Source organism: Bergeyella cardium (genome assembly GCF_003614945.1).
Lineage (GTDB): Bacteria > Bacteroidota > Bacteroidia > Flavobacteriales > Weeksellaceae > Bergeyella_A > Bergeyella_A cardium.
This window is the reverse complement of sequence record NZ_QYCZ01000001.1, coordinates 33,148-52,318: the sequence shown is the minus strand read 5'-3', so window position 1 is coordinate 52,318 and position 19,171 is coordinate 33,148. Positions and strand designations below refer to the sequence as shown.

General features: G+C 38.3%; 17 protein-coding genes. 9 read left to right on the top strand and 8 right to left on the bottom strand.

What is annotated here, in order from left to right; genetic code table 11:
- Nucleotides 1-3: 3 nt before the first annotated feature.
- The 3 genes from D8991_RS00215 (at nt 4) to D8991_RS00205 (ending at nt 5,619) form a co-directional block, all read left to right on the top strand.
- Nucleotides 4-1,227 (top strand): 3'-5' exonuclease, encoded by a 1,224-nt coding sequence (locus D8991_RS00215; RefSeq protein ID WP_120488206.1) that lies wholly within the window; start codon nt 4-6, stop codon nt 1,225-1,227.
- Nucleotides 1,228-1,318: 91 nt separating this feature from the next.
- Nucleotides 1,319-3,799 (top strand): hypothetical protein, encoded by a 2,481-nt coding sequence (locus D8991_RS00210; protein WP_120488205.1) that lies wholly within the window; start codon nt 1,319-1,321, stop codon nt 3,797-3,799.
- 629 nt (nt 3,800-4,428) lie between these two features.
- On the top strand, nt 4,429-5,619 hold the full coding sequence (locus tag D8991_RS00205) for a phosphoglycerate kinase (protein WP_120488204.1): 1,191 nt from the start codon (nt 4,429-4,431) through the stop codon (nt 5,617-5,619).
- Between the two features lie 171 nt (nt 5,620-5,790).
- Here the strand turns inward: D8991_RS00205 and D8991_RS00200 are convergent, their stop codons facing one another.
- From D8991_RS00200 to D8991_RS00175, 6 genes are all read right to left on the bottom strand, one after another.
- Nucleotides 5,791-6,615, bottom strand: a complete 825-nt coding sequence (locus D8991_RS00200; RefSeq protein WP_120488203.1) for a class I SAM-dependent methyltransferase — start codon at nt 6,613-6,615, stop codon at nt 5,791-5,793.
- 16 nt (nt 6,616-6,631) lie between these two features.
- Nucleotides 6,632-7,273, bottom strand: a complete 642-nt coding sequence (locus D8991_RS00195) for a YiiX/YebB-like N1pC/P60 family cysteine hydrolase (protein ID WP_120488202.1) — start codon at nt 7,271-7,273, stop codon at nt 6,632-6,634.
- Nucleotides 7,274-7,342: 69 nt separating this feature from the next.
- Nucleotides 7,343-9,205 (bottom strand): tRNA uridine-5-carboxymethylaminomethyl(34) synthesis enzyme MnmG, encoded by a 1,863-nt coding sequence (gene mnmG, locus D8991_RS00190; RefSeq protein WP_120488201.1) that lies wholly within the window; start codon nt 9,203-9,205, stop codon nt 7,343-7,345.
- A gap of 391 nt (nt 9,206-9,596) precedes the next feature.
- A complete protein-coding gene (locus D8991_RS00185; protein ID WP_262512167.1) occupies nt 9,597-9,731 on the bottom strand; it encodes an RsiV family protein in 135 nt (44 codons plus the stop codon).
- A gap of 7 nt (nt 9,732-9,738) precedes the next feature.
- Complete coding sequence (locus tag D8991_RS00180; RefSeq protein WP_120488199.1) at nt 9,739-10,362, bottom strand: PdaC/SigV domain-containing protein; 624 nt, start codon at nt 10,360-10,362, stop codon at nt 9,739-9,741.
- A gap of 37 nt (nt 10,363-10,399) precedes the next feature.
- Nucleotides 10,400-11,059, bottom strand: coding sequence for a hypothetical protein (locus D8991_RS00175; protein ID WP_120488198.1), 660 nt, complete (start codon nt 11,057-11,059; stop codon nt 10,400-10,402).
- A 310-nt stretch (nt 11,060-11,369) separates the two neighbouring features.
- Between D8991_RS00175 and D8991_RS00170 the strand changes: the two genes are divergently transcribed.
- From D8991_RS00170 to D8991_RS00145, 6 genes are all read left to right on the top strand, one after another.
- Complete coding sequence (locus tag D8991_RS00170; RefSeq protein WP_120488197.1) at nt 11,370-11,798, top strand: hypothetical protein; 429 nt, start codon at nt 11,370-11,372, stop codon at nt 11,796-11,798.
- 129 nt (nt 11,799-11,927) lie between these two features.
- A complete protein-coding gene (locus tag D8991_RS00165) occupies nt 11,928-12,119 on the top strand; it encodes a hypothetical protein (RefSeq protein WP_120488196.1) in 192 nt (63 codons plus the stop codon).
- A 28-nt stretch (nt 12,120-12,147) separates the two neighbouring features.
- A complete protein-coding gene (locus tag D8991_RS00160) occupies nt 12,148-13,029 on the top strand; it encodes a hypothetical protein (RefSeq protein ID WP_120488195.1) in 882 nt (293 codons plus the stop codon).
- A 135-nt stretch (nt 13,030-13,164) separates the two neighbouring features.
- Nucleotides 13,165-14,160 carry a hypothetical protein gene (locus tag D8991_RS00155; RefSeq protein WP_120488194.1) on the top strand — a complete coding sequence of 332 codons (996 nt, stop codon included), beginning with the start codon at nt 13,165-13,167 and terminating at the stop codon, nt 14,158-14,160.
- A 60-nt stretch (nt 14,161-14,220) separates the two neighbouring features.
- The gene (locus D8991_RS00150; protein ID WP_120488193.1) at nt 14,221-15,243 is read left to right on the top strand and encodes a hypothetical protein; all 1,023 of its coding nucleotides are present in this window, start codon (nt 14,221-14,223) and stop codon (nt 15,241-15,243) included.
- Nucleotides 15,244-15,250: 7 nt separating this feature from the next.
- Nucleotides 15,251-16,291, top strand: a complete 1,041-nt coding sequence (locus tag D8991_RS00145; protein ID WP_162926714.1) for a hypothetical protein — start codon at nt 15,251-15,253, stop codon at nt 16,289-16,291.
- 64 nt (nt 16,292-16,355) lie between these two features.
- Here D8991_RS00145 and ybeY read toward each other — a convergent pair whose 3' ends face one another.
- Nucleotides 16,356-16,772 (bottom strand): rRNA maturation RNase YbeY, encoded by a 417-nt coding sequence (ybeY, locus tag D8991_RS00140; RefSeq protein ID WP_120488191.1) that lies wholly within the window; start codon nt 16,770-16,772, stop codon nt 16,356-16,358.
- 30 nt (nt 16,773-16,802) lie between these two features.
- Nucleotides 16,803-18,968, bottom strand: a complete 2,166-nt coding sequence (locus D8991_RS00135) for a patatin-like phospholipase family protein (RefSeq protein WP_120488190.1) — start codon at nt 18,966-18,968, stop codon at nt 16,803-16,805.
- Nucleotides 18,969-19,171: the final 203 nt, after the last annotated feature.

Genomic DNA, 19,171 nt, shown 5'->3' with positions numbered 1-19,171 from the left:
ACGATGTATACTATAATAGATATTGAGAGCAATGGTGCAGGCTACGGTGAGGAGAAAATCATAGATATCGCTATATTGAGATACGACGGCCACCGCATCATAGATCAGTTTATGTCTCTGGTGAATCCACAGAGCACCATTACGCCTTATGTTCAGAAGCTCACAAGCATCCGCCCGAAGATGGTAAAAACCGCTCCCAAGTTTCACGAAATCGCTAAACGAATTATAGAAATTACCGAAGGAAGTACACTCGTCGGGCATAATATCGACTTTGATTACCGTATGCTTCGTCAATCTTTTAGAAAACTCGGCTACGATTTTAAGATAAATACATTAGACACCATCCCTCTCGCGAAGAAATTACTCCCCAACCAAGAAAGTTATTCATTGGGTAAGCTAGCAAAAGCCATCGGAATAGGGATTACCGACCAGCACAGAGCCTCTGGAGATGCCAGAGCTACCCTCGAACTCTTCAAAATCCTTATCGATAAAGACACCGATAACCAAATCATCCAAAAACAATTCGAAGAAACCAACGCAAAAACCTATACCAACAGGGTAAAAACCCTTACCCAAGACCTCCCTCACGAGAGGGGTATCATCTATTTCCAGAACAAGGAAGGAGAAATCCTCCACACCGATTTCGTATGGGATATCAGCAAAGCTGCAAAGAAGGTCTTCAATGCCAAATCAAAGCGCTGGGAAAAGGTTCAGAACACCTGCGAGCAGATACATTATGAGCTCTCTGGGCATCCGATTATCGCCAGGCTCCAAATGAAAGTAAAAGGAATCCAGAAGAGACAGAGCTTTCCCTACGGGCTTTACCCCCACAATGAGCACCTCAGTGCAGAAAAAACTGCACTTAACAAAGGAATCCAGCCCCTTATCAAATTCTCCTCCTTCACGCAAGGCAGAAAGGCTCTGAGCTTTATCCAAGAAAATAAAACGCAGTACAGCGCAGAGCAGCTCAGAGCGGAATTTGACCTCAGCCGAAGGACTGAAATCTGGACAATAAAGGGACGAAACCGCAGCGAGAAGGCATTCATCATCCTCGAGCAGGGGAAAATCACCGCCTTTGGGTTTTATGAATATTTCAACCAAATACAATCGCTCGAGAAGCTCAACCAGCTAAAAATCCCTGTAAGTATCAGCCGCAGGGAGACAGACAACCTCCTCAAGCTCTCGATTCTCCAGCGGGACTTTAAACCGAGCCCAATCCCTTTGTAGGGGATATTTATTGAACTTATAAGAATTAAAATTATAGAGATAATATCCAACATAAACTGAAAATTATATCTTTTTTAAACAATTATATAAAATGAAATACAACAATATAAGAGAGGAAGAACTCAAAAATAAAGTAGGTGTAGACTGGTTTAAGGACTATAATACCACCGAAATTTTAGGAAATATAGATTTTACGGTTTATCCTGCACAAGATAGCCTGTTTGGAAGGATTCCCCTACTTTGGGCAGAAGCAAAGACAGGAGATTATGATATTACTACAATGTTTGTCCAGCTGATTTTAACCATCGGTAAAGCCCGAACTTTTGATAAAACCTTACCTCCAGCCTTCTTGGGTGTTTTTGATTTCAAAAAAATAGTCTTTGTGCCTTATATCAACATTCAGGACATTTTTTATATGAATGATTTCAACTGGAATGTAACACCCAGTAATCACGAAACTAAAGAATTTATCCTGATCAAAGAAAGAATAGAAACAACTCTAAAAGGCAATCTCTATATTTTTAACTTCCTAAAAGATGAAAAAGAACTTAAAACATTTATTAAAAATAATATTGCTACAGGAACAGAATCCGTCAAAATAAAAATTGATAAAAATAATTTCATCCCTATCTATCTCCGCTGGTTAGAGTTTATAAAGCCCATTATAGAAGTAGACTGGGAAGAACTCAAAAAAGCAAATATTCTGGATTCTGATTTCTATCTTGCTGATATTTTTGTAGATGACAAAGACAATCAAAAAATTGAAGATGATGAGAGCATAAAAGACAATCTATTCGTTATCTATCAAAATCAAGGCTATAAAATAGCCAAAGAAAACCTAAAACAAATGTTTGATGCCACCATCAGCATTCGGAATAAGGAAGTATATCAGCAGTTTTGGAAACTCTACAAACGCCCTCCAATTAAAGAATTTAGAGAGTATATTATTGAGCGCCGAGACTTGCTTGTTCCGCAAGATATCCGCGAACGAAAAGGTGCCTTCTTCACCCCGCGCCAATGGGTAGAACTTTCTCAAAAATATCTTACAGACTATTTAGGGGAAGACTGGCAGGATGAGTACTATATCTGGGATTGTGCTGCAGGCACAGGTAACCTTTTAGCAGGGCTGACCAACAAATTCAACATTTATGCCTCAACTCTTGACCAAGCCGATGTTAATGTAATGCACGAACGCATAGAACATGGATCTAACCTATTGAAAAAGCACTGTTTTCAGTTTGATTTTCTAAATGATGAATTTGTACCGCTATCAAAAGGTGGAAAGTTACCCGATAGCCTTTATGATATTATTACAAATGAAGAAAAACGAAAAAAATTAGTTATCTATATCAATCCACCATATGCGGAGGCAACAACAGCAAGAACTGTTACTGGCACAGGACAAAATAAGGAGAATGTATCCAAAGGGAATAAAATACATACCAAATACAAACCTATTATTAAACAAGCAGCAAATGAAATTTTCGCCCTTTTTCTAATACGAATTTATAAGGAAATACCTCAATGCAAGATTGCAGAATTTTCAACTTTGAAAATTCTGCAATCTTCAAACTTTTCGTATTTCAGAAAAGAATTTCGAGCGAAGCTCGACGATTTTTTTTGCGTTCCTGCTAATACTTTTGACAATGTAAAAGGAAAATTCCCTATTGGATTCAAAATATGGAACGGAGAAATAGATGAAGTTTTTGTAGAAAAACAAGGTTGGTTTTATAACAATAAAGGAAATCCATTTTTATATAAAACACTTGCTTCCCTTGATAATATTCCACGAATAAATAAATGGATAAAGATATTTGACGATAAAAATTCTGACAGTATTGGATTTATGGAAAACCCAACTCCTGACTACCAAAATAATAAATTTCTAAACATATCAAGCAATAAAGGTAACAGACATAATAACTATCTTTATATAAACCAAAATAATATAATAGCAGGAAGTCTATATTTTACCACTCGACTTTGTACTCCTGCTGAATGGTACAACGATCGCGACCAGTTTTTATATCCCAACAATAATTGGCTCTCAGACACCGAGTTTCAGAATGATTGTTTGGCTTTTACTCTCTTTCATGGGCAGAATAGGATTTCATCAAAGGAAGGTATAAACCACTGGATACCTTTTACAGAGCAGGAAGTAGATGCTAAGGAAAAGTTTGCTTCAAACTTTATGACTAACTTTATAAAAGGGAAAATACACACCATTCCCGAAAAAGAAAGCAGCCAGCTAACCATAGAATTTGAAAAGGCAGAAACCACTTCCTCCACAAAGGGAGCCAAGATGAGAGAATTTTCGGAAGAAGCCACCGCCGTTTTTAATGCAGGACGCGAACTTTGGCGGTATTATCACAGCCAAGAAAATGCTAATGTAAATGCCTCGTTATATGACATTCGCGAGCATTTTCAAGGGAGAAACGACAAAGGCAAAATGAACTCAAGAAGTGATGATACTACCTACACAGAGCTTATAAGCAAACTGAGAAATCAACTAAGCCTATTGGCAGATAAGATTAGTCCAAAAATATATGAATATGGTTTTCTGAAGAAATAAATTTAATGTCTTTACTTAGCTCATCTAGCAACATTCACAACTATAGAAATTAAAAATTATCAACCTTATTAATTAATATTATGAATATTAGAATACTACTGTAGCTTACTAAATATAAAATGGACTGATACCTCCTAAACAATATTAACAGAATGTGAAAAACGATAGAGAAAACCCAATTTCGGATGTGAATAAGTCCTAAAAACTTTTCCTTGCCAGTCCAAAAAAAATGAATTAATAAGAAAAATTTGGTCTCGGTTTTCCGAAATATTTTAATGATTTATCCCAGATTTTTCCATACTGAAGTAGCCCACATTTTGGGAAAAATTTAGTTTTCCATAAAGGTGGATAATCCATAATTAAATATGATAAACAGGTATTTATTCTGTGGATAACCTATGGAAAGAATAGGGGAGAGGTGTGGCAAAAAAGAGGAGAAATATTTATCCACAATTTCCACATCACTCAACAGTATACGGCGATTATTCACTTAAAAATTTTAAAATAAAAAAGAGATATTGCTATTGTTGTAGCCCAATCGGTGGAAAATTTTCTGAGGCTAAATGGCAGAGATTTCAGCCCAAAATCTTAGATTTGTGTATCAAAAAAATTAACTAAAAAAAGTACTGATGAAAACAGTAAGAGACTTCAATTTTGCGGGCAAAAAGGCCCTCGTCCGCGTAGATTTTAATGTACCGCAAGACGAAAACCTAAGCGTAACGGATAATACGAGAATCCTCGCAGCAAAGCCTACGCTGGATAAAATCCTCTCCGATGGCGGCTCCGTTATCCTAATGACACACTTGGGGAGACCGAAAGGCAAGGTAAGTGATGAGCTCTCCCTAAAACACATCCTCCCAGAGATTGAAAAAGTCCTCGGCAGAAAGGTGCAGTTCGCTCCTGATTGCATAGGTGAGGAAGCACAAAGGCTCTCTTCCCATCTCCAGCAGGGGGAAATTCTCCTCCTTGAAAACCTTAGATTCTACACTGAGGAAGAGAAAGGCGATAGAGCTTTCGCGGAAAAGCTCTCCAAACTTGGAGATGCCTATGTGAATGATGCTTTTGGTACGGCACATCGCGCACACGCATCTACGGCTGTGATTGCTGATTTCTTCCCATCAGCTAAATTCTTCGGGCTGCTAATGGCAAGGGAGCTTGAGGCGATTGATAAAGTATTGAATAAGTCCGTAAGACCTGTAACGGCAATACTTGGAGGCTCGAAAGTGTCTTCTAAAATCACGATTATAGAAAACATCCTCCCGAAGGTGGATAATCTCATTATCGGTGGAGGTATGGCATTTACATTTATCAAAGCCCAAGGTGGAAAAATAGGAAATTCGATAGTGGAGGATGATAAAATGCCGCTCGCTCTTGAAATTTTAGAAAAAGCGAAAGAACAGCAGGTGAAGATTTATTTGCCCGTAGATGCGGTGATTGCAGATTCATTCAGTAATGATGCAAATCGAGATGAGGTGGATATAAATGAGATTCCAGAAGGTTGGCAAGGTCTTGATGTGGGCAAGCGTTCGGAGGAAATTTTTAATGATGTGGTGATGAATTCTAAAACCATTCTTTGGAACGGTCCTGTTGGGGTTTTTGAGTTATCAAATTTCGCTGGAGGTACTAAAGCCCTTGGAGATAGCATTGCTGAGGCAACTCGGTTGGGTGCATTCTCACTTGTAGGGGGTGGAGATTCGGTGGCATTCGTTAAACAGCACGGGTATGCAGATAAAGTTTCCTATGTTTCTACGGGTGGCGGTGCAATGCTTGAAAGCCTCGAAGGTTTGGAATTGCCAGGCGTAGCGGCTATTAATAAATAAGAATTAAAAATAGGATAGATTGAGTGTAATTTCAATAAACTTTTTAGAAGTTAAGTAGGAAAGGGTAGGTTCATTTTGAGCCTGCTCTTTTTTAATTGGTGGCTCTAAATTTTATTTTTTAATGAAGATGAGTGAAAATCGGCTTTCAGAAATGTATTAAAAATCGACTTTCTAAGATTTTCCGATGATATATACCAAACTGGAAAATTCACCGTTTTTTACCGCCTTATAATTAGAAATTGCTCCTACGATGAATCCTTTTAGCCAAAAAAGCGGGTTTTTCTTATACTTTTCACTGAGCATTGAGATATAATATGCATCGAGCAAAAGGGGTTTAATTTTTTTTATTTTCCATTGAGTGGTATTGATGAGCCTTTGCATTCCGTTTCGTGAGTAGTGCCATATATGTCTTGGCACATCGTAAGCAGCCCAAAACTCTTTATATTTTTGTCCATCGTATGAGGTGTAGTTGGGAACTGCAATGATGAGGACTCCCTCCGGTTTTAGTTTTTTATAAAACAAGTTGAGGTAGAAATCCCTATCTTCTATATGCTCGAATACATGCCATAGGGTGATGATATCCAAGCTTCCATCTTCTATTTCTGAGAGATCTGGTTTTGTAAGAAAGGTAGTTTTATTGGATTTTTTCTGAGCAAAATTTCTGGCGTGTTCATTAGGTTCAAATCCGAATGTGGTGTATTCGTTTTCTATAAATTTTACAAACTCCCCAGCTCCACAGCCATAATCTAACACCTTAAGATGAATACCTGCCTCTGCAGCGAGTATATTTCTTTTATAATTGAGATTAAATCTCTGTAGAAATTTATAAATTTTTTCTTTTATACTTCCAGAATCCTGATGATGAGAGATATAATCTCTGCTTTCGTAGTATTTATTCAGATTTTGGGGTAGGGGAGAGGTCTTGAAGATTCCCTCAATATCGGTTTCTATAATACTAAATTCTTTCTTGCTTAGAAAATGGTCTTTTATCTTCATCTTTGTGCTATGATGATTATTTAAGTGAGAATACTTTATAAATTTTATCAGATTTTGATATGCCGTTAGGGTTGCAGCCTAATTTTCCTTCTGGGACTTCTGTGTTTTTAGACTGGTAAAATTCTATCCAATACTCATCTGTTGTTTTTGTATTGGGGTTAATGAAAGTCATAGGTTTTAGCTCAAAAATATGGCAATCTCTGTAAGCCCGCTCTACAAAATCTGAACAGTAATAAGCGTTTTCATTTAATATATACAGCCAGTTATATGGTTTTCCCAGCATTGTATTGGCTTTTTGTATGGCTTTATCTGTACAGTTTTTATAGGTATCTTTTAGCCTGTACAGGTCAATTCTTCTTTTTTCTTTTCTATTCTTTTTTATAAAAGTTTTAAGACTTATCCTTTCGGAACCGTTTTCTCCAGATGAATGGAGAATATTTTTTTCCTTTCCTCTTACTTCTATGAGTGCTGTGTGGTCATAGGAAGTTGTATTTTCATTTGTTTTCGTAACTCTGCTAATAGCTCCAGAGAGGTTTTCTTTTTTTGCTTCTACAAAGACTATATCTCCATTTTGAGCTTTCTTATAAAAGTTTTGAGTACTGCAATTCCATAGAAATACAAGATTAAATGCAACTAATATTATATTATTTTTCTTCATCACTTAAGCTAATTTTAGGTTTAATTATAATAAAAGTTTCACGTGGAACATAAACAAATTTTTCATAGATTACTTTCCTAAATAAATCAGCAAAACATTGATATCCGCTGGAGATACTCCTGATATTCTCGATGCCTGTGCAATGCTTTTTGGGCGGATATTATTCATTTTTTGTAAAGCTTCGGAGGATAGGGAAGGTACTTTATTAAAGTCAAAATCCACTGGTATTTTAATGTTTTCCATCCGCCTTAGTTTGGCTACATTTTCCTTTTCTTTATCTATATAACCTTTGTATTTTATATTGATTTCTGCCTGTTCCTGTACTTCTTCAGTATATTCTTTTGCTTTGTTTCCTATGGTTTCTATCTGTGAGAGCTTTTTTAAATTAATGTTCGGTCGGGTAAGGATTTGTGCGGCTCTGTATGCCTGATCTACGGGATTACTACCATTCTCCTCAAGTATAGGATTAATAATTCCAGGCTTTAAAGACAATTCTTTGAGAAAATCTTCTAATTCACCAGATTTTTTAATTTTCTCTTCTACTTTTCTCAATCTTTCTTCAGAGGCGAGACCTATATTATGCGACTTTTCTGTAAGGCGAATATCTGCATTATCCTGCCTCAAAAGGAGTCTATATTCTGCGCGGGAAGTAAACATACGATACGGCTCTTCTGTACCTTTTGTAATCAAATCATCTATTAAAACCCCTATATAGGCTTCGTCTCTACTCAGGGTAAATTCATCTCTTCCGTGTACTTTATTGTGTGCATTGATACCTGCAATTAATCCCTGTCCAGCAGCTTCTTCGTAGCCTGTAGTTCCATTGATTTGCCCTGCGAAGAATAGATTTTCTACCAGCTTTGTTTCCAATGTATGCTTTAGCTGAGTAGGGGGGAAGTAGTCATATTCAATTGCATAGCCAGGGCGGAAAACTTTTGCTTTTTCAAAGCCAGGGATTTGATGTAGAGCCTTTATTTGTATATCTTCTGGTAGTGAGGAGCTGAAACCATTTACATAGATTTCTACGGTTTTCCAGCCTTCAGGCTCTACAAAAAGCTGGTGCCTGTTTCTCTCTGCAAATCGGTTGATTTTATCCTCAATGCTCGGGCAATATCTTGGACCAATACTCTGGATAGTTCCATTAAACATCGGGCTGCGGTCAAAACCCTCGCGGAGTATTTCGTGTACTTTTTCGTTGGTATAAGTAATGTAGCAACTTCTCTGCTCTTTGAGTTTTGGAGTATCTAAATAGGAGAATTTTTGTGGATTTTCGTCTCCTTTTTGTTCCTCCATTTTGGAATAATCAAGGCTTCTGCCATCTACCCGTACGGGCGTACCTGTTTTCATTCTCCCTGCCTCGAAGCCCAGCTCTACCAATTGTTCGGTTATTCCAAATGCTTTGGGCTCACCCATCCTTCCACCTCCGAATTGTTTTTCACCGATGTGGATAAGTCCGTTCAGGAAGGTTCCATTGGTCAGTACTACTGCTTTTGCTCGGATTTCTACACCGATAGCCGTTCGTACGCCTACTACTTTTCCGTATTCTACGATGATATTTCTCACCATATCTTGGAAGAAGTCCAGATTTTTTGTTTGTTCTAATGCTAGCCTCCATTCCTCTGCAAACAGCATTCGGTCATTTTGAGTTCGTGGCGACCACATTGCAGGGCCTTTGGATAGGTTTAGCATTTTAAACTGGATAGCAGATTTATCGGCTATAATACCCGAATAACCCCCAAGGGCATCTATTTCTCTTACGATTTGTCCTTTCGCTATCCCGCCCATAGCGGGATTACAGCTCATCTGGCCAATCGTCTGCATATTCATTGTTACCAGTATTGTTTTAGAACCAAGATTTGCTGCCGCCGCTGCCGCTTCACAACCCGCGTGCCCTCCGCCTACTACTATTACATCGTATATTTCGTTTATCATAATATCTGCTTATTCTTTAATGTTTCACGGGAAACATTTGTATATTTTCTTTTTTTTTATTTTATGATATATCTATTGAAAAATAATGAATTAATAAATTTATTTATTATATAACTTTAAGTAAGTATAAAATGATGTTTCATTTTATTAATTAATGATATATCCCCTATTTGAGGAAGCAAAAGTAGGTGTTTTGCCATTAATTTTACAATATATACAAATCAATTCTTCCGATAATGGTTTTAGTATAACTATCGTATCAAAGAGGAAGTAGGGAATAATCCCATAGAAATTTTTTATTATGAGTAGTCATAATAATACCAATTACCCTCAGGTATCGTTAATGTAGCTGCTCTGGTATTCTAAAAGAACAAGTGCTGTGTAAAAGCCTTTACTGAACATCAATAATCAGATTATTGATATCTTTTATTGGGATTTTTACTTCTATATCTCCTGCAGCATAGCTACTGATTTCGTAGGGCATATAGCGAGCAACTAAATATTCTCCTTCAAAACCAAAGACAATAGAAGGTTCATAGACTTTCTCGGGGTAGGTCTCTGGGTCTGCTCCTGCTCTTAATTTTTTTTTCGATTAAGGCATTTAGTTTTTTAGGATTTTTTATGAGCTCTTCGTTTGTATAAGAAGTGCCGTCTGGCTTAAAATTGATGTAACTATAACTATGGATACCGTGAATACCGCCATAATACGCTTCGTAATAAGTGCGCAGAGAGATGATTTTATTCGAGCGGTAGCTAATGCTATCGGTGCTTGACAGGTATATCTCCATATCAGGGAGCGATTCTCGTTCTTTTGCGGTGAGTTTTCTCTTCTCGGCTTTTTTTAATTCTTTAATTGCATCAGCTATACTTAGCTTTAAGTTATCTATCTCAAAAGTTTTGAGCACCCTGATTCGAGCAGAATCATTAAAGGCTTGGGCGAATTTACCTTTGCTGGTGCACCAAGCATAGGTAGCCGAGACACTTTTTCTTCGTTTTTTGGATTTAAAAGATATTTTTCGTATTTCAAATTTTAAATCGTTGAGTGCGGGGCTTTCGTTGGTTGATGTTGGGTGTATAGCTTTAGCCGAATGGGTTTGTCTATGCCGTGCACTGCACAAAGCCACTGATAGGATGAATAAGAAGAATGTATTTCTCATAGTTTTAAAATTTATATGTTAATAATTAATTGATTTTTTAATTGTATGACCCCGCTTTATAGCCTTTCCAGCCGTATTTATAGTACTTAGGGTTGGGTATAAATTCGCCATCGCCTATATCCAAGTCTCCACTGCAAGGGACGAGATATCTGCTACATCTCGAGGTTTGGCTTTTGCCTGTTTGCTTGCTTGTCCATTTCCCCAGATAGACTGCATTGATGATTACATCAGCCTCATCATAAGAGTCATTATAACGAAGTTTTCCTTTCTTATCAATAAGCCAAGTAATGCCCATCTGCCCTGTAAAAACACCTGTAGCTGGGAGTTTTTCGTATTCATCAAAGCTGAAATCTCCTATGAGCACGCCTTGTGCTTTTTCGGAGTCGTCATTCATACGAGGGTCGGCTTCCATTAGCTTAGTTATGCTTATTGTTCCACGAAATTTGCGAAGGTTTTTCCCTACTTTAGTGCTACCTTCTATATGATAGACTTCGGGTTTGTTTTTATCTTTCTTTGCCGAGCTAAACTCTACGAACAACCTTTTGTGGTTTTCTCCTATACTGCCCAAGTAGAGCTTAGGATTTTCCATCAGAACTGCAGAGAAATCATTTTTCTTCGTGCTTACAGACTTTGCGGGTAGTAGTTTGTTGATTCCTTTTTCAGGGCTGAGGAACCACTGGCAGAGTGCTTCCTCCATATCATTAAAACTGCATTTTCCTGTGCCCAGAAGGTATTTGTACTCACAAATAAAAGGGCTGAAATCAAGATTTTTTTCATACGATATTTAAAATATATTTTTTAAGACTTTTTGATTTTATATCATCTTGTCTACTACAAATTTCAGAAAAAATTTTCTAAAATGATAAGTTCTGCTGAGTTAATAATAGTCTAATAGGTAAAAATCATATTTTTTAATTAAAATGGATGTAAATCATTGATAAATAATAAAAATCACTAAATTTGTAAGAGAAACTCAAAACTTTATCAATATTTAAATAATTACTATTATGATTAGATTTTATGTTCTTAATTACACATTTATTTTTGCTTTACTTGCAGGCTGTGGTAAGACCTCTAAAACTGCGCAAAATGAAACCCTCCCCCTTGCTGAGACCAGTACAGAAGCGATAACCGATGATACCTCAGCAGAAGAAATAGAAGAGGAAATAGCAGCCGACGAAGCTACAGCCGATAAGAATGAAGAAACTTATGATGAGCCTTCGGTGAAGGGTGCTCCTTTTAAACTCAATCTCAAAACGAATAAACCGAGTATTATTGACCTTTTCAGTGCCATCATCCCTCGTTATGAGGACTACAAATGGTTTTATGACGATTTTATGAGCAGTGGAGCGAGAAATAGCAAGTATAACACTTATGATGTAAAGAATGGATACATCCGCTATGAGACTCCCTCTGCGCCTGGAGCGGTCATATAGTTCTGCTATTGGAATTATAATGATAAGCGCAGTATACTTTTAGGTATTAATCATTCTAATGAGCAGTCAGAAGAGGCAGCCTACCTCAGTTCGGAGCTCATTTTTATAGTCTATAATAAAGATACGGATATGGTGCAGGAGCTCGACCCTGCCAGTGTAGCCCCAGCACTCCAAAAGGTAATAAACCCAAAACAGCCTGTAGATTACCGAGTAGATTTCCCAAGAAGCGGGAAGGATATCAAGTTTGAGCTATTCAAAAACCCATATCATAAGAAAGGAAAATCAGTCCTTAAGTGGGATGGTAATGGTAGATTTAAATAAAAATTATTAACCGATAAATCTCAATAGGATGTATTGTAAATGGATTCACTATAATTGCGAGCTGCAAGACGCTATTATATTAGATATTGGGGCTGATAAGTCCTTCACCATACCAGAGGGCAGCTTCTACGAAATCCACTCTCAATACTCTGGCACCTACACCTATTCCGATGGCAAAGGAAAATATAAACTCACCAATGCTTTAGAGGATAATGATGTACGAAACAATTCTTTTAGCATTTCATTTACTCCCGAAGGGCTGATGAAGATTAAATTCAATGAAAATTTTAAAGAATTTAATATTGCTACGAATAATACCCTCGCCTTCCATCAAGAGAAAACGCCCATCGCCTTTAAAGAAAAAAATCTTACTGCACTCAATTTCTACAAAGCAATTTACCCGTACATTTTTGAGGTTGGATTCTGCGAGTCTTATAACTTCATCGTCTCTGGAGAGCCCTCGCCTGGGGTAAAACTAACCTACTCCTCCGATAAAAAACATCTCTGCTATGAGGCTTTTGATGATGAAGAAAATTATACAGCTAAATTTGACCTGAAAATCTGGAACTATCCCAAATCTGAAGACCTTCTCGTAGGAATTAATCTACCTTATATATTAGACAATGTCATCCGCTCTGGGCTCATCCGTTTCTACCGCTACGATGCAAAAAAACACCTCCTCTTCCCATTAGATGAGAAAGCTATCGTGCCCCATCTCAAAAAAGTATATATAGATGAAAATTTCAAAAGAGACTATCTCTTAGATTTCCCTTTACGCTCCTCAGAATCTGTTTCCAAGGACAAAATAGAGCTCTACATCTACGAAGAAACTGAAGTCGGAGAGGTAGTTGCCCCAGTGAAGAACTACTACAAACTTAAGTGGAATGGTAAAACCTTCTCAGAAGAATAAACATCTTTAATCCACCACCAAAACTTTAATACAATGTATCCTAAAATCATTTTCTTTGCCCTCTTCACGGCTTTATTTTCCCTCTGCAGAGCCTCCGAAAACCAGATTTTTAATCCTCTCTAAAACAAAAACAAGATGAAATACATTGCTATCATATCCCTGTTCTCCACATTTCTATTGCTCAGCTGTGGAGACAATAAACCCCAAAATTCTACCCAAAACAAAGCCGAGCAATCCAACCCAACCGAGCAGAAAAATCCTTACACCCGCAATCTGAGAGACCCATCTTCCATCCTCGGAGAATGGTTCCACTATGATTGCGAAGGGCAGCAGGCGCTCTCAATAAAGTTTAACGATGACGGCATAATGTATTTCCAAGAATATACTTTCATCGACCTCCCCAACGAGTATTCTGGCTCCTACGAATATTCCAACGGCAAAGGAAGCTACCTCCTCGCCAATCTCGAGATGTACGATGAGGCATCGGGGAACTTTCAGCTTTCCTTTACCAAAGAAGGGCAGATGCAGATTAAATTTGATAAAAAAATTATTTACTTAGGCTTCGATGAGAATAAACCGCTTACCTTCCACCAAAAGAATACCCCCATCCCTTTTAATGACCCTCAGCCTACGCTCATTAGCATCTATAAAGCGATTTATCCCCGCATTTTCGAGAGAGAAGTCTGCGATGCGTATAACGATATCGTCGCCGAAAAGCCAAATCCACCAGCCAGTATAAAATATTCTGCCGACAAAAAACAGCTCACCTACACCAGCAGAAACGAAGAAAATTTTATCATAAAATTTGACCTCCGAATTTGGGATTACCCGAAATCTAACGACAAGCTCATCGGCTTTAATCATCCTTACTGCGCAGAAGACGAGAATAGCCACCGCTCGGGGACAATCCTCTTCTACCGATACGATGCTCAAAACAAAATCCTTATACCCCTCGATGAAGAAAAAATTATCCCCCAACTGAAAAAACGATACAAAGACGATGAAGAGATGAGCGACCACCTCATTAAATTCCCTACAATCAGCGCCGATTCTCCTCCCTCCGATAGGGTAGAAATCTATTTCTATGAAGATGAAATGGATTACACAAAACCCAAGTCCTTGACCGAATAACCCCCAACCCCCAAAAACCACAAACACACTCAACCGAATAACTTGTAAAATTAAATTATTATGTATTCTAAAATCATCACATTAGTGCTCTCCTCCTTCGTATTCCTTTGCTTTGGAGGGGATAGAGAAACGAAAAATTCTCATTACACCACCGAGCAGATGAATCCTCATCTCCGCTCCAATGCTCCGAAAGCAGAGCAAAACAACCCGCCTACCATCACAGGAAAGTGGTACTACTACAATTGTAAAGAAGCATACGGGCTCATCTTAGATATTCAAAAAGACAAGTCTATAACTCTCGAAGAAATAGGCTTCTTTGATGTTGCTTCCTCCTATTCTGGCACCTACACCTATTCCGATGGCAAGCTGAACTATACGCTGAGCAACACAGATCTAAACCAAAAGAAGAAAGGTACCCTAAGTATTTCCTTCACTAAAGAGGGGCAGATGAAGGTGAAATTTCCCCAAAAATTTGAAGCAATGAGTTTCTCCGCTGGGAATACCCTTACCTTCCACCAAGAAAATACCGACATCCCTTTTAAAGAAACACCATCTGTGGAGAATTTCTACAAAGCGATTTATCCTTACATTTTTGAGCGAGACTTTTGTGAATCCTATGATAATATGTTCGGTAAAAAAACATCAAAAACCACCAAGGTTACTTATGCTATCAATAAATATCAGATCTCTTACACCGCAGTGAACGAAGATGAATACATCAACGCGAAGATTGACCTCCGCGTGTGGAGCTATCCTAAATCTGACGACAAGCTCATCTGCATCAGTAACCCTAGTATTTGGATAGATCCAGATATCTTCCGCACATATACCATCTATTTTTACCGCTACGATGCACAGAAAAAACGCCTCATCCATTTAGATGAAGAAACCGTAATGCCTGTCCTCAAAAAAAGACATCACAGTAAAGATGAAGAAATACCCATCTTCCTCAGATTTCCTAAAATGGACAGCAAGTCCTCTCCAAACGATGGGCTCGAGCTCTTATTCTACGGAAATGAAAAAAATGAAAACCGAGTTACAAAGCACTACAAACTCAAATGGAATGGAGCAACTTTTAAATAATATAACGATGAATACAAGATTTTTAATCCTATCCGCAATGGGCTTGCTCTTGGCAGCCAGCCCTTCCACCTTCGCACAGAAGAAAACTCAGGCGAAGAAAACCGTACAGACCCAGAAGAAGCTGAGCCCTCTTCCTACTCCATTTATAGGCAAATGGTACCATTACGACCAAAAAGACGAGATGGAAATAACCGTTGAGTTCCGAAAGAATGCGCAAGCAAAATTAGAAGCTAATGCCTTCTCAGAGGGAAACCTCTCCGTCTATACGGGATTTTGCACCCCTGGGAACAAAGACGGCGAAATCCGATATGGAATAGACCTCACCCTTAATGACGACAAAATACCCCACAAGGGAACATTCTCAGCCAATATCGATAATGATGGCAAGCTCCATTTAAAACCCTCCGCCAACTTGCCTAGTCTGATGGATCGCGGGAAGAGCTATACCTTCTTCTGCAAAGATAAACCCCTAACATTCTACTACCCAGCAAGGAAAATCAATATAAAGGAGTTCATCCTACAGCTCACTCCCTTTATAGGTAATTCAGATGTTAAGGAAATGTTTCGCCTTCTGAAGTGGGGCACCCCTCTTCCGCCAGATCAATGGGTAGAGCGCATTACAACCGACCAAAAAAACCTCTACATCAGTTATAAAGCAAAGGAGGGGGCTAACAAAAACCCTCAGCTCGATTATAAACACAGCGGCGAGCCTTTTACCACCGATGTAGAATGCAAAATCTGGAAATACAAGAATTCTCCCGATTATTTGGTCGGTATCACCAGCCTCACCTTGTCTGATATGGTGAATACCAGCAGCCTCACCTTCTTCCGATACAATCCTACCGAGCATACCCTCGAGTTCCCTCTCCCAGAGGATATCCTCCCTGGTATGCTGAAGATTTCATCCTCCCCTTACGAAAACTCAAACTATGCCGTGAGGTTTGGAGCAAAGAATGATGAGATAGAGATCATCTCTCTGAGTACTGAGAACAAAGACAAGAAAAGCCCTCGCTACCGCTGGAATGGTGAGAAATTTGTGAAGAAATAATCTACATTTTTTCTGAATAGAAACCCTTGTAAATAAAAGAAACTCCCAAATTTGGGAGTTTCTTTTATTTGTTATAATAAGTTTTGATATAGAAATCTTCTTTAGAGCGCATTGTTTTTTGGTCTTCATCAGACTTGTCTTTGTAGCCGCAGAGGTGGAGTATGCCGTGTGCTAAAACTCGAATAAGTTCATGCTCAAAAGGAGTAGAGAGCCCAGCGGCGTTATCAGAAACCCGCTCTAATGAGATGAAAATATCACCGCTTACCGTATTCCCTTTTACATAATCAAATGTAATAATATCGGTATAATAATCGTGATTTAGATAGTCTTGATTTACTTTCAGGAGGTAGGTATCATCACAGAAAATATAGCTGATTTCGCCCAATTTCTTTCCTTCCTGGGAAATAAGGACTTCTATCCACTCAGAGAGGCGAGCAGGTAGGGTGATGGGTGCAGTATTTTCAAAGAAAAAGTTGATCATTTTAGGGAAAATTTTTGCGAAGATAAAGCATTAAAACCAATGCCCAAGTATGACACTGAAAACTCCCTTACTGCGATCAGCTGCTTTACTGAAATTAAGCTTCACCTGCCCGAAAGGAGATTTATAGCCCAGTGTAATACCTCCAGAGACATCTCCAAATTTGAAAACCGACTTTGCATTGTGTTCATTAAAGGTATTGAGAATATTAAAATGCCCAGTGATAAAGTAATTCTTTTTGATTTTAAACTGAAAATCATTACGAGCAATTACGAGATTATTTGCACTGAAACTCCCAAACTGATAACCTGGGAAACTCACGAAATTCGCTAAGTTCTGCTCAAAAATTCCGCCTGGGTAAAATTGATAGTAAGGCGTGAGTGGCTCACCAAAGCTAAAACCTGCAAATAGGTGGAGCCTGTAAGTAAATCGGTTGCTAAAAGCAAAATTGGTTTCAAGATCTCCTTTAATCTGAAAGATTTGGTTCTCAATTTTCTTATCAAACAAGTCCAAGAGTTTTCCCCTTGCATCAAGGGAAAAGCCTTTGGTGGGGAAATCCTTATCGTCTCGAGTATCGGTCTTTATAAAAACATAGGGATTGATAAAGTTTCGCTCGTTGTCATATCTTGCCACCCCCGATTTGGACTCGAAATAATCGTGACTAATGCCCCCACCGATGGCATATTTATCTCTCCAGATGGATTGTATATATGCCTCGTTTCGGAACCATTTCCATTTTCCGATGAGGTTTCTATGGCTGTCGCGAAGTTCAAGACTCATTCCTGAGGCATAGATTCCAAGACCAGGAATATATCCGTTATCTACAAAGTAATTAAAATAGTAGCGCGGGTGGGTTCCTCCTACGATAACATCTGCAGAGAGCACAGAGTTTCTTAGTAGTAGGCGTTTTATGGTAAGGTTCATTAGCAGACCTGTTTTAAAAACCTCATCGTAGTGCAGTCCAAACTTTAAAAAGTATCTTGATTCTATCTCATCTACCTCGAGTTTCAGTACATTTTTATTACCAAGGAGCAGGAGTTCGTAGTTGATGAGGTTATAATTATTGGTTGCATAGAGCTTGTCAATCATTTTATTAATTCCCTCATAGGTTTGCAGAGAAGGGGTTTTAAGTGCCATTTTTCCCTGTATATAATCTCTGTTGAAGATGCGGTTGTTCTCCACAGCAAGGCTATCTACTTTGTAGATATTGGAGTAGATAGGGTTAATGGGTGCTCGGCTGATGCGGTGCTCTCTTTTAGGGAGTTGGTTGAGAACTTCGGTAAATTGCTTAGCAGTTTTGTAGCCTATGTTGAGGATTTTTTCTTTCTCGTCAAAACTTGTGGTAGAGTAGCCACTCAGATTTGGATTGATGAGAATATCTGCATATTTTTCTTGAGAGATATTTTCTCTTTTGGTATTGAAATCAATGACTTGGTTGAGGATTTTTACAGCGGAGTTTAATTCTTCCCTGTCAGCAAGAGGCTGGCTGAGATTCACACCAATGATAATATCCATTCCTTTATCTTTAAGCGGCTTGGCAGGGAAGTTTACCGTCATAGCACCATCTACATAGAGGCTGTCGCCTACCTTTACGGGGTCCATTAATGATGGATATGCTGAGCTTGCCATAATCGAGCTTACGATATCGCCTTTTTCAAAGATTTCCATTTTGCCACTTTCGAGGTTTGTAGCTACACAGAGAAATGGTATTTGGAGTTCGGAGAAGTTGTTGATATTAGAAACATTGCTCAAGAGTTCTTTAAGCAAGTAGAGGTTCTTTTGTCCTGTGGATATTGCCTTCGGTAGTACATTGATTTTCCCTTTGTGTATGGGTACTGTGATGAGGTATTTGTCATTCGTCTTTGAGAAGAAAGGAGTTTCTTGTCGGGGTTTTTCATTGGCGAGTAGGGTATAGAAATCGGTTTCTTTCATTATTTTTTCTATATCCTTTGCCTCATATCCTGCAGCATAGAGCCCACCGACGATTGCTCCCATACTGGTTCCTGAGATATAATCTATTTTTATTCCGAGCGAATCTATTACCTTTAAAACTCCAATATGTGCAAAGCCTTTGGCTCCACCACCAGAGAGGGCGAGCCCTATTTTGGGCGGTTTTTGTGCTACAGGTGATTTTTTTACCTGTGATTCGTACAGCCCAAAGCTCAAAAGGATGAATATAAGCAGGATTTTGTTTTTCATTTTGTTGTTTTTTAAAGAAACGAGAAGGAATTCCTTTTCTTTTGGTGCAAAAATAAAGATTTGTATTCTAAAAATATTTTAAGGTATAGGAGAAGGGGGAAAAGTTTGGCGAAGGGAAATCAGAGAAGTATAAAAAGGGATTAAAGTGGGAAGATTTTTTTAGGATATCAGGTTTGTTGGGTAAAAAAGGAGAGAAGGGAAAA